This window comes from Phyllobacterium sp. MT110 (genome assembly GCF_058792715.1).
In genome coordinates this window covers 1,412,384-1,428,047 of the sequence record NZ_JBXAFE010000001.1, presented here as the reverse complement: position 1 = coordinate 1,428,047, position 15,664 = coordinate 1,412,384, and the positions used below count along the sequence as shown (strand labels likewise).

The window sequence follows — 15,664 nt, the reverse complement described above, 5'->3', positions numbered from 1 at the left end:
CATCGCCCTTCGATCAGTTGAGCCGTAAAAGTAGTGACACCAACTCGCCCTGTCGGCTCACACCCAGTTTTATGAAGATGCTTTTCAACTGCGCGCGAACGGTATGATAAGATACGTTGAAATTATCAGCGATGGCTGTGAGATCCTCTCCCGCGGCCAAGGATATGGCCAAACGACATTCGGCGTGAGTGAGGCCGTATACAGACTGCAAGATTTGCTCTTGGGGTTGAACTGATACTTGGGGATCCGTCAGCAAACCAATTGCAGAGACTGCGGGAAATAGATCCTGCACGTTGCCTCTCACGCGTTGGACTTGCACGATCAACGGGCGGCCGACGTCGCGTTGCAGTGTGACCGGCTTGCTGGCGGCAAGATCACCAATCAATCCGCTGTTGATCATGCTGTAGATGTGTCTGCGTAACGTACCGTTGTCCCCAGCACGATTGCTGCAGAGTTCACCATTCGCGATGGCGATGCCAGAATGAAGCAGTTTTCCTGCCTTGGTCGTCACATGACATACCTTGCCAGCGCGATTGAAGAACAGTGCTGCCACGCCTCCAAGCTCAAACGCTTCCTTCATTCCGGTGATGTGGTTGAGACCAATTTTGTAAGCTAGGCTTGCTGCCGCTTTCATCGGATATCTCAACCGGATGAGAAGTTCCTGTTCCGGTTGACTAAATGGCTCGGCTGCAGGCGATCGATGGAGTAGGCAGCTCCAAAGATCAGCGCCGACTTCAAATCCGATATATGCGCTCCAGTGAATGCCGAACCTTGCCAGAAACTCCTGATAGAACAGGGAGTTTTTTCGCTCTTCGACGGTCGAGCAATCCTGGTCCACCATAATGCCCTTGCTTTCCAGAAGCGGTAAACCCTTCTGACGAATGCACCAACGATATGCTTCGTGCTGGAAATAGTAGTCGGTGAGACCTTCGAGATTGTCCGTATACCGAATGGCTGCAGGAATTTGGCTGCGAATGGGCATGGTGTTCGCGCCCATGGCATCGCTTGCTTCCGCGATGGAATGTAACGCTTGCGGCCAGCTCAACGTACCGAGAGCCGCCTCAAGAAGCAGATCCGCTGCTGTGTCCAAAGCTAGCGCATTCACAGGCATAATTATTCTCCTGCAATTTTGAAGATCAACTATCCGCAATCCCTGACAGATAGCTGCGCGCTAAGGATCCGTCGGATGCATTGTACAGTCGTCTCAACGGGTCAAGTCAATCGAAAACAAATGCAGGCTGACCATACGGTAATCTCGTCAGCATCACCCAATTGAGTGATGTGCGGTATTCTCACTGATCTACAGTGAAGAGCGTCGCGTTGTTCCAACCCGGCAAAACAATTTGCTCTCAAAGTCGATTTGGCAGCGACCAGTACTTCTCGAACGGAGTGGAAGCGCAGTATGAAAAGTTTTGTGATTAAAGGGGCTGTTGCGATGATCGCCCTATCTTGCCTGACCATGCCTGCACTGGCCATGTATAATCCGTTGCAGGTACAGGTCGTCAGACCACGCAATGTGTACATCCCACAAAGTAGTGTCAATGCTCCTTATCGTCCGCCTGTGTACAGATCACCGGCAACCCATGCGCCCGCATATCGGGCACCCGTGTATCATCATGCACCAGCATATCGGCCGCCCGCGTACCGCGCACCAGCATATCGGTCACCGGCAACGCATGCGCCTGCATACCGACCACCAGTGCACCGCACACCAGCATATCGGCCACAATCTGGCAAATACACTTGTGGCGGTAGTGGCCGAGCTTCTGGCGGTGGCAATAGAGGATGCCAGTAGGTGCGTTGTGAGTTTAAATCAAAGCGGAAAGGGTTGGGCAGGTAGGCTTGCTTTTAGGCCCTATCGGCTCGAACCTACGAATGGGGCCATTGAAACAACAGATAGAGTTATCTCCCGAATAATTCAGCTGTAACAATGGCTTATCCGTTGCCGATTTCAGCGCACAAACCAAGCGCGAAATAATCTTGCGGCGGGGTTTCGGTTATCGATTTGGACGAAATTGGGCAAATTTGATCGTATATCGCCACTATTTCAGCTTCTGCTCTCCGAGTTATCCGTTTTCGCCGCTTCGAACTGATACGGCGATAAAGGATCAGCCGGTGCAATAAGATCAGTGTCAAAAATGGGGGAATGAATGCAGTGCAATGGTGGGATGGTTCGCGCAATGGCCGTCATGCCCCTTTTGGCGGCACAGCTATTTGTCACAAGTACGTATGCGGGTACCAGGGGCTGTGACGGTACCGCCAAGTGCGGGGGAGGCGGGACTAGCGGGAACAACGCTGTAATTTACAACAGCATTAACAACGCCCTTCAGACGATTGTAAGAAGGCCCAGCGATAGTGAAGCAACGCCTGAAACACCAGAGCCACAGCCGTTGAATCGTGCCAAAATTGAACAAAGCGAATTGAGTATAGCCAATACGGCAACGGACATCGCCACGTGCAATCTCATCCAATACAATTTCAAAGCCAAGGGGATTTGCATCGACCGCGTTTACGCACAAATCAAGGAAAAAAACAAAGAGATAGACAATAGTTTTGATAATTTGCCGGTATCGCACCCATCCGGCGCAAACAATCGTGTCTCGCCGTCCAATGGAACATCGACCAAAACAACCCCGCCTACAGCCATGTCGCTCGAGGATATCAAGCGCCAATACAAGAGCCATAAATGCAAGGATGCAAAGACAGCTTCAACCGCTGTTTGCCGAGAACTCGCAAATGCCTATGCGATGAAAGCCAGACCGAAGCCCAACAAATCAAACTTTGTAGAAATAAAGCCCTCAGAGGGACTGTCTCCTGGCTTTAAGAGTGTTGGTGGTGGAAAGACAAAGACTATCGATGCAGAAACTGGAATGTCGCCGGATGATTGCGCGAAGCAGGTAGGTTCTGTTGTACTTCACCCTGTTGGAGGAACGCCAGAGTTCTGCATGATACCCAATCGAAAATTCTGTGTCGGAACAAAGATCGTCTTAACTTATCATAACAGTTGCAAAAGAGCCGTTCAGGGCGAAGTGTTTTTCAGCGGTGCAACTGGCTGGTTAATTGTACCGCCCGGTGCAGATGGCGTTACGGAATGTACTCAGAAAAATGAAAAAACAGGCAACCCTGCGGTAAATTGCGCATTTCAACGCTTTGATGCGCGCTTTTGAGCGGCAGATCGAAATCTGATAGCCGTTGAGATACCCGCCTTTTGCCGGATCCCACGGGCCAAGGCTGACAACCGTACCAGCTATTTTGTGTAGAGAGCATCGGTGTCACACTGATCTGGAAGATCACGAGGCCTCGGGGTTGTCTGTAATTGCTTGCTGCCGGAGTTTCGCCAAAGCCGGCAGGATAGCCTGATCAGGCGTTATCACATTCCGTTGGTTCAATAAGCCTCGAGCCAAATGGGGCCATTTAGCATCCGAAATGATCGCAGCCGATAGATGGACGAGGATTACAATGCTGCTCTTGAAAAAAACCGCTCTCCTATTCGTTGCCTCCGTGATGCTCATTCCCATCGAAGCGAATGCCGGAAATTTCTTTACAGATAGCCAATGGCAAACCGTCACGGATTCACGATGGTTCAGTGGCGCGCCTCCGATGGTTACCATGCTAACCACCGACTTCTATGACAATCTATGTACAAGAAAGTTCACCAAACATACCTGGAAGCCGAAAAACGGCGATTCGTACGTCGAGGATAATTGGAGCTATGCAGATGAATGCGGCTCCGCAAATCATGGCGTACAGCGGTTTTTCTTGCGTGGCCTTATCGGCGAGCGCGGAAACCGTGTCGAGACTATTCAGATCAGAGCAAAGACACTTCCCATATATTTGTCGGACGTGTTTGCGATAAAATATTCTACGGTTTCTGATCGTGACAAGACTACTGTCAACGAAACAAGGGTGTGCAATTACAAATCCGAGAGGCGAGCGTCGAGCGTCGTGACCGGCGCGGTTTCCGGAATGGTGCGAATTTACGACTGTACAAAAGCCATAGAACAAAACATTGGCACAGGCCCTTACAGCACTACACTGCGAATGGGCTACTTTGCGGATTATGGAATGTTTTATAAACTTAGCTATCCGAGGTTTCCTGGTGGAGAGGCCTACAAGCTGATGTCACTTTCCGGAACGGCGGCCAAGCGTCATTGAAAAAATCGGGACCACAGGAATCTTACAAAGCCAAAAGTGTCAGAATTTCTTTCTCTTTGAACTAGCCTTGAATTCTGATGTTGTCCGGCCTTTGTTCCTCATGTTTTTGGATTGGCAACAGGATTATGACCGCGACAGCCTCTTGTTTGTCTAATCCGTGTTCTGTTATCCGAAGGACTTGGCCGCGCCATTTCAAGCCATTAGGCTGGGCGTGGCGGACATCGCGATCCATGCTGGAATTCGGCACGATGGAGGTCTCGATGCCCGAGAACGCACGTTCTCCACCGTGATCCTCGTATCCAATCCGTCCAAAGGCCTTTCTTTGGCCGGATGCTGCCGCATCGCTATTTTGCGGTGTCGAAACTCCGTTGCAACTTCTCGACCATTTGATCGATGCTGAAACTCGATGGGCGCTGACTGGGTGGATATTCCTTGAAGGTCGCCAGAAACGCACCGACGATGGGTGGTGCGGCCAGGAAAATTCCCGCGCCGTCCGACATGAGCCAGTCGTAGTAGGTGTTTGACGTGACATCGGCGCGTTCATAGGGGTCGGATCGCAGATTGAATAGTTTTGGGACACGCAGGGGCGTGAACGGCTCGGCCCAGATTCGTAACGTGCCCTCGACACGCTGTTCCTCGAACACGACCTTCCAGTTCTCAAACCGCAGCGCCACGACCGCGCCATCATCATTGAAATAGATAAATTCCTTGCGAGCCCCGCGTTCCTCTTTGCCCGTGAGGTAGGGGAGCTGGTTATAGCCGTCGAGATGCACCTTGAAGGTCTTGTTTCCGGCCTGATAACCCTTGAGCAGCTTGTCCTTGATGTCGGGATCACCCGCCGCTGCCATCAAGGTCGGTAGCCAGTCAAGCCCGCTGATCATCTCATTGGAGACCGAACCGGGTTTGATCCGTCCCGGCCAGCGGATCATGCAAGGCACGCGGAATGCACCTTCCCAGTTGGTGTTCTTCTCGCTGCGGAACGGCGTCGTCCCGGCATCCGGCCAGGAGTTCTGATGCGGGCCGTTGTCGGTGGTATAGATGACGATGGTGTCGTTGCCGATGCCGAGATCGTCCACTGCCTTGAGAACCTGGCCGATGGTCGCATCGTGCTCGATCATGCCGTCGGCGTATTCCGTTCTCGAATTGAGGCCCGGCTTGTCGCGATGCGATTCGCGCACATGTGTGCGAAAGTGCATGCGCGTTGAGTTGAACCAGCAGAAGAATGGCTGGTCCGCCTTCGCCTTGCGTTGCATGAAATCAATCGCGGCGGCCGACGTCTCGTCGTCAATCGTCTCCATGCGTTTTTTCGTCAGCGGCCCGGTGTCCTCGATCTTGCCATCGGCAGATGCTTTGAGCACGCCGCGGGGACCGAACCTTTTGCGGAATTCCGGGTCCTGAGGATAGAAGTGGTTCTCTGGATCCTCCTCGGCATTAAGGTGGTAAAGATTGCCAAAGAATTCGTCGAAGCCGTGATTGGTCGGCAGATATTCATCTTTATCGCCCAAATGGTTCTTGCCGAACTGCCCGGTGGCATAGCCGAGCGGCTTGAGCAGTTCCGCGAGGGTCGCATCTCTCGCTTGCAAACCCACGCTCGCGCCGGGCAGGCCCACCTTTGACAGTCCGGTGCGCAGAGTGCATTGGCCCGTGATGAAGGTCGAACGGCCTGCCGTGCAGCTCTGCTCCGCATAGTAATCGGTGAACATCATGCCTTCGCGGGCGACGCGATCAATGTTGGGCGTCGGATATCCCATCAAGCCGAACGAATAGGCACTGAGGTTGGTCTGGCCGATATCGTCGCCAAAGATGACGAGAATATTCGGCTTTTTGCCGCTCGGGATCGCGGGCTGCTGTTGAGCCTGTGCGGTGCCGACTGACGCGCTTGACGCCATCATCGATGCGGCTGCGAGTGCCGTGCCGCCCATGAGAAGTCTGCGGCGACTGAGATTGAGTGGAGAGATGTCTGTCTCAGATGTAGGGGAGGTCTCGTGGACGTCGTCAGCCGCGCTCATGGCTTGTTCTCCTTGGTTCAGACCGTTGGCCGGACAAATTGGAAATTCAGCATCCGGATAGTGATCGACGAAACCCAGGAAACAAGTACGTTACTGTTAATGTCGCCCTTCAACATGGCTCTGGCGGAGGGGGCAGCCTGTCAACGAAATTTGGAGGCTCGCGTGTCGCGCTGCGTAACCGAAGCTCAATGCGTCAAACCGATCATAGAAATCGATATGGCTGATGCCAGTTTATCAATCAAACAGATATGGTCTTTGACCTCGGCTGAGCACCAAACTTGACGGACACCACGCGGAGTGAAATTGCACCGTGAGGAGATTCCTTGCCATTTGTGGCGTTGATGTTGCCCAATCCGACGCGGCCTCAGGGAACGTCATTCAAAAAGAAAAAGCCCAAACCATGAGTTTGGGCTTTTCGCTTTCTTGAGTTCCCCAACCCTTGGGAAACCCGTTTTCTCTGGAAATAGTTTTTCAGCTAAGCCTTTGACTTCGTTGGTGGCAGAACGGAACATTGGGTCCTAAATACAGAACTTTGGGTCTCCCACCAACAACTCGGCTGGTTTAGCTGCAGCCGGACGTGCTTCCGCATGTATCGCACTTCAGGCAGGTGCCGTTGCGCACCATGGTGAAGTTCGAGCATTCCGAGCAGCTGTCGCCGGTATAGCCCTGCATCATCGACTTGATGCGGCGGTCGGACATCACCTTCTTTGCTTCGGCCTTGGCTTCTTCCGCCGCGGCTTCGGCGCTGGCATCCCCAAACAGGGCGGAGGCAGCGGATGTGTCTTCTTCCAGCTGGTCCTTGGCGCGTTCCTCATAGTCACGCTTGAAGCCCGTGGCCTCGTCCTGCGCCTGGGCAATGGCCGGCTTGGTCGCGATGGCAACGGCGGAGCGGGTCGCTAGGGCCGTGACATTCGACGCCATGACGGCCTTCGGTGCACCCGAGCCGAAACCCTTGGGATCAGGAGCGCCGGGGCTGACCATCTTCAGGACGGCGCCGCGGGTCAGGCCCTTGGATACCGGCTCGGTCTTGCCTTCGGAAATACCGCGGCCCAGCGAAGTATTGGAGAAGTCGGACTGATCGACATGGGCAAGATCGTGGCGGTCGAGATAGGAGACAGCCAGCTCACGGAACACATAGTCGAGGATCGACGTGGCGTTCTTGATCGCGTCATTGCCCTGAACCATGCCGGCCGGTTCGAATTTGGTGAAGGTGAATGCCTCCACATATTCTTCCAGCGGCACGCCATATTGCAGGCCGAGCGAGATGGCGATGGCAAAGTTGTTCATCATCGCCCGGAAGGCAGCGCCTTCCTTGTGCATGTCGATGAAAATCTCACCGAGACGGCCGTCATCGAACTCACCGGTGCGCAGGTAGACCTTGTGGCCGCCGACGACGGCTTTCTGGGTGTACCCCTTGCGGCGGTTCGGCAGTTTCTCGCGGTCGTGGATATATTTCTCGACGATGCGCTCGACGATCTTCTCGGTGACCTGCACCGCGCGGGCGGCGGCAGGCGCCTCGATCAGCGCCTCGATGGCATCGTCCTCGTCGTCATCCACATCGGCGAGCAGCGAGGAGTTCAGCGGCTGCGACAGTTTCGAGCCATCGCGGTAGAGCGCATTGGCCTTCAGTGCCAGTTTCCATGACAGCATGTAAGCCGACTTGCAGTCGTCGACGGTTGCTTCATTGGCCATGTTGATCGTCTTGGAGATCGCGCCGGAGATGAAGGGCTGGGCGGCGGCCATCATGCGGATGTGGCTGTCGACCGAGAGATAGCGCTTGCCGATCTTGCCGCACGGATTGGCGCAATCGAAAACCGGATAATGCTCTTCCTTCAGGAAGGGCGCGCCTTCCAGTGTCATCGCACCGCAGATGTGGATGTTGGCGGCTTCGATTTCCTTCTTGGAGAAGCCGAGTGCCGGCAGCATTTCGAAGGAGAAATCGTTGAGCTGTTCATCGGTGAAGCCGAGAACATTCTTGGCAAAGTCTTCGCCGACCGTCCATTTGTTGACCGCGAACTTGATGTCGAAGGCCGACTTCAACGCCGTGTTCAGCGTGGCGATGATCTCGTCCGTAAAGCCCTTGGCCTTCAGCGAACCCGGGTTGATGGCGGGTGCCTGGTTGAGATTGCCGTGACCGACGGCATAGGCTTCGATTTCAGCAATCTGGCTTTCGGAATAACCGAGCGTGCGCAGGGCTTCCGGCACGGCGCGGTTGATGATCTTGAAGTATCCGCCACCGGCGAGCTTCTTGAACTTGACCAGAGCGAAATCCGGCTCGATGCCCGTGGTATCGCAGTCCATGACGAGACCGATCGTGCCGGTCGGCGCGATGACGGTGGCCTGCGCATTGCGGTAGCCATGCTTTTCGCCGAGTTCCAGCGCCTTGTCCCAGGCCGAACGGGCATGGGCGATCAGGTCCTGGTCCGGGCAGTCGGAAGCAATCAGCGCAACCGGGTTGACGGCGAGGCCTTCATAACCCTGGGTTTCGCCATGGGCAGCGCGGCGATGGTTGCGGATGACGCGCAGCATGTTGGCGGCGTTCGGCGCATAACCGTTGAAAGCGCCCAGCTCCTTGGCCATTTCGGCCGAGGTCGCGTAGGAAATGCCGGTCATGATGGCGGTGAGGGCGCCGCCGATGGCGCGGCCTTCGGCGCTGTCATAGGGAATGCCCGAGGTCATCAGCAGGCCGCCGATATTGGCGTAGCCGAGACCGAGCGTGCGGTATTCATAGGAGAGGCGGGCGATTTCCTTGGACGGGAACTGCGCCATCATCACGGAGATTTCGAGGACGATGGTCCACAGGCGGGCCGTGTGCTCATAACCCGTCACGTCGAATTTGCCGTCCTTGCCCCGATAGGTGAGGAGGTTGATCGATGCGAGGTTGCAGGCCGTGTCGTCGAGGAACATGTATTCCGAGCACGGGTTGGAGGCGCGGATCGGGCCGGCCGCCGGGCATGTGTGCCAATCGTTCATCGTGGTGTTGAAATGCAGGCCCGGATCAGCGGACGCCCAGGCGGCGTAACCGATCTTTTCCCAGAGGTCGCGGGCTTTCAGGGTTTTCATGACCTTGCCGTCCTTGCGGGCGGTCAGGCTCCAGTCGCCATCGTTCTCGACGGCGCGCAGGAATTCATCCTTGAGCGACACGGAATTGTTGGAATTCTGGCCGGCAACGGTGAGATAGGCTTCCGAATCCCAGTCGGTGTCATAGGTCTTGAAATCGATATCCGTGTAGCCCTGCTTGGCGAACTGGATAACCCGGTAAATGTAGTTTTCCGGGACCTGGTTCTTCTTGGCCGCCTTGATCTCGCGCTTCAGCGCCGGGTTTTTGGCGGGTTCGTAGCAATCACCATTGTCGGCTTCGCAGTTGACGCAGGCCTTCATGATGGCAGCCAGATGCTGCTTGACGATCTTGGAACCGGTAACGAGAGCGGCAACCTTCTGCTCTTCCTTCACCTTCCAGTCGATATATTCCTCGATATCGGGGTGATCGACATCAACCACCACCATCTTGGCGGCGCGGCGGGTCGTGCCGCCTGACTTGATGGCGCCGGCAGCGCGGTCACCGATCTTGAGGAAGGACATCAGGCCGGAGGAGCGTCCGCCGCCGGAAAGCTTTTCGCCTTCGCCGCGCAGGAACGAGAAATTGGAGCCGGTGCCGGAGCCGTACTTGAACAGGCGGGCTTCGCGAACCCACAGGTCCATGATGCCGCCTTCATTGACCAGATCGTCGGCGACGGACTGGATGAAGCAGGCATGCGGCTGCGGATGTTCATAGGACGATTTTGACTTCGTCAGCTTGCCGGTATCCGGGTCGACGTAATAGTGGCCCTGGCCGGGGCCGTCGATGCCATAGGCCCAATGCAGGCCTGTGTTGAACCATTGCGGGGAATTGGGGGCGACGCGCTGGGTGGCGAGCATATAGGCGAGCTCATCGCGGAAGGCGAGGGCGTCTTTCTCCGAATCGAAATATTTGCCCTTCCAGCCCCAGTAGGTCCAGGTGCCGGCAAGGCGATCGAAAACCTGACGCGCATCCATTTCCGAGCCATAGCGTGCATCGACCGGCAGCGCTGCCAAAGCTTCTTCATCGGCAACCGAACGCCACAGCCATGAAGGGACGGAATTTTCCTCAACCTTCTTCAGCTTGGCCGGTACGCCTGCCTTACGGAAATATTTCTGCGCGAGAATGTCGGCCGCGACCTGACTGAACTGGGCCGGCACATCGATATTCTCCAGACGGAACACAACAGAGCCGTCGGGATTCTTGATCTCGCTCGTCGCTACGCGGAATTCGATGTCCGCATAGGCTGATTGATTCTCTTTGGTAAAACGCCGTTCGATCCGCATCTGCTTCGTCCTTGTCTCTATATATAGTGTTCGTTGGGCGCCATGTGAAGAGCTGCGCGCATCAAGAACACACACCCGTCCTATCCGGATTCAGTCCTTGAATCCGGTGCTGTCGCCGCGACCTGTCCTCGATGCGGTTTTCACCGCTTCAGTCCTGGGCCCGGCGGCCCTTTTTTGACGCCTGTTTTGTGACTCGCCCCAAATGAGAATGTCACATTATCTGGTGTCGAACGTACCTGTAAACACTAAATATTGTGTTAAGACACCATTTACCCAACAAATATTTCTCTGTGCACAATGGTATTCTTCCGGCTGCAGACACAGGTCATCACCGGCGTGCGCCATAGGGCGCAAGCTGTGAAAAACACTGCATAAACTGGGAAAAAGACCGGTCACATTACTCCCCGGTCACGCCACAAACGCAACGACTGCCCTATAAAAAGTGACTCGGGGTCGAGCGTCAAGAATTAGTTTTTTACATATTTGTGACCGCAACATCTTGTGTGTCACATATGTGGATAACGGGGAGAACTTTCGCTTGTTTTTCCGGTAGCTGGCTACGCATGGAAACGTGGCGCCAATGGCGTCCAACACCACCTATTGTGGGTTCTTGTCCTTCAGTCGCTCATATTCCAGGGCGTCGCGCGTGGCATTTTCCGTATCGCCCTTGGCGTTGTAGGCGATGGCACGGTTGTAAAAGGCGGTGGGATAGTCCGGTTTGAGACGGATAACGGCGGTGTAACCGGCAATCGCCGCGTCGAGATCGCCTTTCTTTTGAGAGGCATAGGCTTTGCCATACAGGCTGTCGATGTCTTCGGGGGCCAGTTTGAGCGCCGTGTCGTAGTCCTCGATCGCCTGATCGTAATTGCCCAGGTCGTGCCTGGCATAACCCCGGCTGTACCAGGCATCCTTGAAGTCCGGCTTCAGGGTGATGGCATGGGAATAATCGGTAACCGCAAGATCAAGCTTCTGGACATCCAGATAGGCGTTGCCCCTGTCATAATAGGCCTTCGCGCGCAGCTTATCCGGCGCGCTGTCAATCCAGTTGTTGCAGTTGCTGATTCGCTCTTCCGGCGATGATGATGCGGTCTCGTCGATGCAGCCATGCTCGATCTTCTGCAATTGCGTATTGTCGAGAGCGAGGGCAGGGCTGGAAAGGATGGCGATGATGGCGAGCGAAAGATTGAGGCGGATCATATCGCTCGTCCCGACCATCAGCGTGGGGTGACGAGAGCCGGATTAAAACTCGCAATGAGGGCCTTCAGTTCCGGTTCTTCGACCCGGCGGGCGCATTCTTCGACGCTGACCCATTCGAGGCGGCGTTCGCCGCGTTCGGGCCAGCTCTTTTCCTGATGGGAAAAATGCATGGGAAAGACGTCGACGACGAAATCGCCGCATTCGCCTTCCGACATGTCGTGCTTTTCATAGCGATAGACACCGATGGAGAAGGGGGCGATATCACCGCGCGCACCGGCTTCCTCATAGGCCTCGGTCTTGGCCGAATGGGCGAAGGTCTTGCCAACCTGCGGCCAGCCCTTGGGCAGCACCCATCGCCCCGTGCCGCGACTGGTGATCAGAAGAATCTCTGTCTGGTGTTTTTTGACCCGGTAAACGAGCGCGGCAACCTGGCGGATTCTGCCGTCCGGCATTTCAATCCGCTTTTCCGTCACGATCTCGTTGGCGTAATTTAAGTTCAATGCTCCGCTCTTTTTTTGCGATTTGTTTCAATGATTGTGAACCGATTCTTGCAAATCGCAATCACTCTCAGGCTACTGTTCCTAGCTTATATGCGACTTGTGTCGATTTTTTGAACAGCAGTGCAAAAAAACCACAGCGGATCCCGCGGAGGCAATATCACTTCGAAGGCAGGGAATCCATTCTACGGAAGAATGAGAGGCAGCCGGAATGAACGGCGCCGGTCAGGATATACCATGGCCTCCAGCGAGGTCATGGTTCCATTCGTGTTTGGGCGGGGCGGTTCCAGCTACCCCCGCAGGAAATGGCTGGTCAGCCCCGGTGTCCCTTGGTGATCGGTTCCTGATAGGTCAGGCCCATATCCCAGGGGAAATAGATCCAGGTGTCCTGCGAGACTTCCGTGACGAACGTATCGATCAGCGGGCGGCCCTTCGGCTTGGCGTAGACCGTGGCAAAATGCGCCTTGGGCATCATGGCGCGCACGACGGCAGCGGTTTTTCCCGTATCGGTCAGGTCGTCGATGACGAGAATGCCCTCGCCACCATCTTGCAGAAGGCGCGGATCGACGTCCTTCAGCACCTTGAGTTCGCCCTGTTCCTCATAGTCATGGTAGGAGGCAATGCAGACGGTTTCGATCATGCGGATGCCCAGCTCGCGGCAGATGATTGCCGCCGGCACGAGGCCGCCGCGGGTGATGGCAACCATGGCGCGCCATTCGCGCTGCATGCCCGCTACACGCCAGGCAAGGGCACGGGCATCCCGATGGAACTGGTCCCAGGACACCGGAAAAGCTTTATCGGGAAGAGACATGGCGCACTCCATCAAGAAAACACGAAACAGGCGGAGCTAATCCGCTAGGGAATGCGTCTCGCAATAGCGGGAAATGCCTGCCCATGGCAAGCCGCTTGCGCGGCCTGCCCTTTGCAAGGGGGCAGAAACATGTGATTTACGGCTTTATCCGCTCAATCGTCAGCGTGACATCAGGGTCAGGCAGGGCATGTCCGATATGAACGAGCTCGTCACGCCGCCGAATACCCATTCCTTGAGGCGCGACTGGCTATAGGCACCCATGACGATCAGATCCACCTTGTCGTCGGCAATCTTGCGACGCAGGATCTTGTCGGCGGCCTCGCCATTGGATTCAATCGTGAAAGGATTGACGTTGACGCCGTGGCGGCGCAGGGCGTCCGAGAGCGGGGTGCCCGGAATATCCATATTCGGGTCGGTGGTTTTCTTCGGATCGATCCAGACGACGTCCGTGCGCTCGGCCTTGATCAGGAAGGGCAGGGAATCGAACGCTGCCCGCGAAGCCTCGCGCTTGCCATTGAAGGCAACGAGCACGCGGTTGATTTTCGTGGGGAGTTCGATCTTGTAGGGGACAAACAGCACGGGACGCCCGCTTTCCATGACAAGCGGGTCGGTGACATCGTTGACGCTGTCCGGATCATCCGGGTCCGGTTGCCCGGCCACGATGATATCCGCACGCAGGGCGCTTTGGGTGACACCGGCCGACGGGCTGCTGCTCTCCGAGCGGACGATGCGGAACTCGTGGGAAATCCTGCCCTTGCCCATTTCCTTGTTGAACAGCGCAGAGATCGCCTCCGAATTTTCCTTGTGGCGCTGTTCATGCGCCTCGAACAGGGTCGTATCGGCAAAACCGGTGGGATCTGCGTAAACGATGGGAGAGGGGATCGTGTAAAGGCCGATGATGTGGGTTCGTTCGCTTGAAGAGGCGATCAGCTTTGCCGCGCCCATAACCCTTGGCGCCTCGCGCTCGCTGCGGATAAAAGCGATGATCGTGCGAAATGCCATGCGGGCCTCCATCGGTTGACAGGTCGATCTTGCTATTCAGAGCATTATACGCTCCGAACGCAAGACCGGCGCGTGTGATTTTATCGCAGGTGCGAACCGGAACGTTGGCCGCAGGCCTATGGTTCCTCAGATTTGCTTGGCTGATACGAGTTGTTCCACCATGGCGCGCACGGCCTGTTCTGCGGCGGCAAGCTTGTCCTCGTCACGGGCGCGGACAACCAATTCCGTTGAAAACCTGTTGTTTTCATACTTCGGATAGGAGCCGATGATCGTATCGGGGTGCGCCGCCTGGATATCGCGCAGCGGTATGGCAATCGTGCCTTCGCCGAAGGGGCAATTGACCGAACGGGAAAGCAGCTGTTTGCCGACCCTCAGCGTGGGAATCACGTTGTCGAGCATCGCCTGAAAAATCGAGGGAACACCCGCCATCACGTAGACATTGCCGATGTTGAACCCGGGCGCGGTCGAGACGGGATTGTCGATATGCACGGAACCGCGCGGCATGCGCGCCATGCGCTGGCGGCTTTCGGTGAACTCCATGCCGCGCGCCGCGTAATTGTCGCCCATCAGCTGCATGGCCTTGGCATCATGCTCGCAAGGCACGCCAAATGCCTTGGAAACGGCGTCCGCCGTAATGTCGTCGTGGGTCGGGCCGATGCCGCCTGAGGTGAAGACATAATCATAGGCGCCGCGCAGGGCATTCAACGCGTCAACGATGCGGTCTTCCTCATCCGGAACAATCCGCACTTCCTTCAGATCGATGCCGACCGCCGTCAGAATATCGGCGAGATGGCCAATGTTCTTGTCCTTGGTCCGGCCGGACAGCAACTCGTCGCCAATGGCAAGCATGGCAGCGCTCACGACTTCATTCGTCATCTGGATTCTCCTATCGCGGGGCGACCGTAATGGGCGCAAACAGCCGCCGCAAGCCATTTCAAATGGTGAACAGTTTGTCACGACAATGTCTGTTTTAACGAACAGCGAAAAGCTTAACCTATGGGACATGGCGGCATTTTCCCGTCCAACCGATGTCAACGATGGAGACGATCATGGCCAAGGTGTTGGTGCTTTATTATTCAAGCTGGGGACATATGGAGCAGATGGCCTATGCCGCTGCGGACGGCGCACGGGAAGCGGGCGCCGAGGTCACTGTCCGGCGTGTGCCGGAACTGGTTCCGCTCGATGTGGCGAAGGCCTATCACTACAAGCTCGACCAGAAGGCAGAGATTGCCACGGTGGACGAGCTCGAAACCTATGACGCGATCATTGTCGGCGTATCCTCGCGCTTTGGCTCGATGTCGGCGCAGATGAAGAATTTTTTCGACCAGACCGGCGGTCTCTGGGTCAAGGGCGCGCTGATCAACAAGGTCGGCTCGGTCATGGCGTCTTCCGCCACCCAGCATGGCGGCCAGGAACTGGCGCTGGTTTCCACCCAGTGGCAGATGCAGCACCATGGCATGATCATCGTACCGCTCTCCTATGCCTATCAGGCGCAGATGGGCAATGACGTCGTGCGCGGCGGAGCGCCCTACGGCATGACCACGACGGCCGATGGCGACGGCTCGCGGCAGCCTTCGGCACAGGAACTGGAAGGCGCAAAATTCCAGGGCAAGCGTGTTGCCGAGATCACCATCAAGCTGCACGGCTGA

Annotated in this window: 13 protein-coding genes; 4 read left to right on the top strand and 9 right to left on the bottom strand. The window is 56.0% G+C overall.

Annotated features, from left to right (window positions below; translation table 11 throughout):
• Positions 1 to 13 precede the first annotated feature (13 nt).
• Both AC1Q5O_RS07440 and AC1Q5O_RS07435 read right to left on the bottom strand, forming a co-directional pair.
• Positions 14 to 1,111, bottom strand: a complete 1,098-nt coding sequence (locus AC1Q5O_RS07440; RefSeq protein WP_492562263.1) for a helix-turn-helix transcriptional regulator — start codon at positions 1,109 to 1,111, stop codon at positions 14 to 16.
• 427 nt (positions 1,112 to 1,538) lie between these two features.
• Entirely contained in the window at positions 1,539 to 1,688 is a 150-nt protein-coding gene (locus tag AC1Q5O_RS07435; RefSeq protein ID WP_492562262.1) for a hypothetical protein, read from the bottom strand.
• 492 nt (positions 1,689 to 2,180) lie between these two features.
• Between AC1Q5O_RS07435 and AC1Q5O_RS07430 the strand changes: the two genes are divergently transcribed.
• Entirely contained in the window at positions 2,181 to 3,167 is a 987-nt protein-coding gene (locus tag AC1Q5O_RS07430; protein WP_492562261.1) for a hypothetical protein, read from the top strand.
• Positions 3,168 to 3,459: 292 nt separating this feature from the next.
• Entirely contained in the window at positions 3,460 to 4,155 is a 696-nt protein-coding gene (locus tag AC1Q5O_RS07425; protein ID WP_492562260.1) for a hypothetical protein, read from the top strand.
• Between the two features lie 344 nt (positions 4,156 to 4,499).
• On the opposite strand, the gene AC1Q5O_RS07420 is transcribed toward AC1Q5O_RS07425, so the two are convergent.
• Entirely contained in the window at positions 4,500 to 6,047 is a 1,548-nt protein-coding gene (locus AC1Q5O_RS07420; RefSeq protein WP_492563107.1) for an arylsulfatase, read from the bottom strand.
• A 93-nt stretch (positions 6,048 to 6,140) separates the two neighbouring features.
• Here AC1Q5O_RS07420 and AC1Q5O_RS07415 point away from each other — a divergent pair, with 93 nt between their 5' ends.
• Positions 6,141 to 6,446: a hypothetical protein gene (locus AC1Q5O_RS07415; protein WP_492562259.1), complete on the top strand. Its 306-nt coding sequence runs from the start codon at positions 6,141 to 6,143 to the stop codon at positions 6,444 to 6,446.
• A gap of 279 nt (positions 6,447 to 6,725) precedes the next feature.
• Here the strand turns inward: AC1Q5O_RS07415 and AC1Q5O_RS07410 are convergent, their stop codons facing one another.
• The 6 genes from AC1Q5O_RS07410 to AC1Q5O_RS07385 form a co-directional block, all read right to left on the bottom strand.
• Entirely contained in the window at positions 6,726 to 10,508 is a 3,783-nt protein-coding gene (locus AC1Q5O_RS07410) for a vitamin B12-dependent ribonucleotide reductase (RefSeq protein ID WP_492562258.1), read from the bottom strand.
• A 597-nt stretch (positions 10,509 to 11,105) separates the two neighbouring features.
• Complete coding sequence (locus AC1Q5O_RS07405; RefSeq protein WP_492562257.1) at positions 11,106 to 11,705, bottom strand: tetratricopeptide repeat protein; 600 nt, start codon at positions 11,703 to 11,705, stop codon at positions 11,106 to 11,108.
• Positions 11,706 to 11,722: 17 nt separating this feature from the next.
• A complete protein-coding gene (locus tag AC1Q5O_RS07400) occupies positions 11,723 to 12,157 on the bottom strand; it encodes an NUDIX hydrolase (protein ID WP_492563105.1) in 435 nt (144 codons plus the stop codon).
• A 358-nt stretch (positions 12,158 to 12,515) separates the two neighbouring features.
• Positions 12,516 to 13,013, bottom strand: a complete 498-nt coding sequence (gene gpt, locus AC1Q5O_RS07395; protein ID WP_223613101.1) for a xanthine phosphoribosyltransferase — start codon at positions 13,011 to 13,013, stop codon at positions 12,516 to 12,518.
• 159 nt (positions 13,014 to 13,172) lie between these two features.
• Complete coding sequence (locus tag AC1Q5O_RS07390) at positions 13,173 to 14,015, bottom strand: universal stress protein (RefSeq protein ID WP_223613102.1); 843 nt, start codon at positions 14,013 to 14,015, stop codon at positions 13,173 to 13,175.
• 126 nt (positions 14,016 to 14,141) lie between these two features.
• Positions 14,142 to 14,891 (bottom strand): competence/damage-inducible protein A, encoded by a 750-nt coding sequence (locus AC1Q5O_RS07385; RefSeq protein ID WP_492562256.1) that lies wholly within the window; start codon positions 14,889 to 14,891, stop codon positions 14,142 to 14,144.
• A 173-nt stretch (positions 14,892 to 15,064) separates the two neighbouring features.
• Between AC1Q5O_RS07385 and wrbA the strand changes: the two genes are divergently transcribed.
• On the top strand, positions 15,065 to 15,664 hold the full coding sequence (gene wrbA, locus AC1Q5O_RS07380; protein WP_223613104.1) for an NAD(P)H:quinone oxidoreductase type IV: 600 nt from the start codon (positions 15,065 to 15,067) through the stop codon (positions 15,662 to 15,664).

What these genes read in the sequence shown, in the direction of transcription:
- AC1Q5O_RS07410 (WP_492562258.1), bottom strand. Translation starts at nt 10,508, where the DNA reads ATGCGGATCGAACGGCGTTTTACCAAAGAGAATCAATCAGCCTATGCG.
- AC1Q5O_RS07385 (WP_492562256.1), bottom strand. Translation starts at nt 14,891, where the DNA reads ATGACGAATGAAGTCGTGAGCGCTGCCATGCTTGCCATTGGCGACGAG.
- AC1Q5O_RS07430 (WP_492562261.1), top strand. Translation starts at nt 2,181, where the DNA reads ATGGCCGTCATGCCCCTTTTGGCGGCACAGCTATTTGTCACAAGTACG.
- AC1Q5O_RS07435 (WP_492562262.1), bottom strand. Translation starts at nt 1,688, where the DNA reads ATGCAGGCGCATGCGTTGCCGGTGACCGATATGCTGGTGCGCGGTACG.
- AC1Q5O_RS07425 (WP_492562260.1), top strand. Translation starts at nt 3,460, where the DNA reads ATGCTGCTCTTGAAAAAAACCGCTCTCCTATTCGTTGCCTCCGTGATG.
- AC1Q5O_RS07420 (WP_492563107.1), bottom strand. Translation starts at nt 6,047, where the DNA reads ATGATGGCGTCAAGCGCGTCAGTCGGCACCGCACAGGCTCAACAGCAG.
- AC1Q5O_RS07440 (WP_492562263.1), bottom strand. Translation starts at nt 1,111, where the DNA reads ATGCCTGTGAATGCGCTAGCTTTGGACACAGCAGCGGATCTGCTTCTT.
- wrbA (WP_223613104.1), top strand. Translation starts at nt 15,065, where the DNA reads ATGGCCAAGGTGTTGGTGCTTTATTATTCAAGCTGGGGACATATGGAG.
- AC1Q5O_RS07390 (WP_223613102.1), bottom strand. Translation starts at nt 14,015, where the DNA reads ATGGCATTTCGCACGATCATCGCTTTTATCCGCAGCGAGCGCGAGGCG.
- AC1Q5O_RS07400 (WP_492563105.1), bottom strand. Translation starts at nt 12,157, where the DNA reads ATGCCGGACGGCAGAATCCGCCAGGTTGCCGCGCTCGTTTACCGGGTC.
- AC1Q5O_RS07405 (WP_492562257.1), bottom strand. Translation starts at nt 11,705, where the DNA reads ATGATCCGCCTCAATCTTTCGCTCGCCATCATCGCCATCCTTTCCAGC.
- gpt (WP_223613101.1), bottom strand. Translation starts at nt 13,013, where the DNA reads ATGTCTCTTCCCGATAAAGCTTTTCCGGTGTCCTGGGACCAGTTCCAT.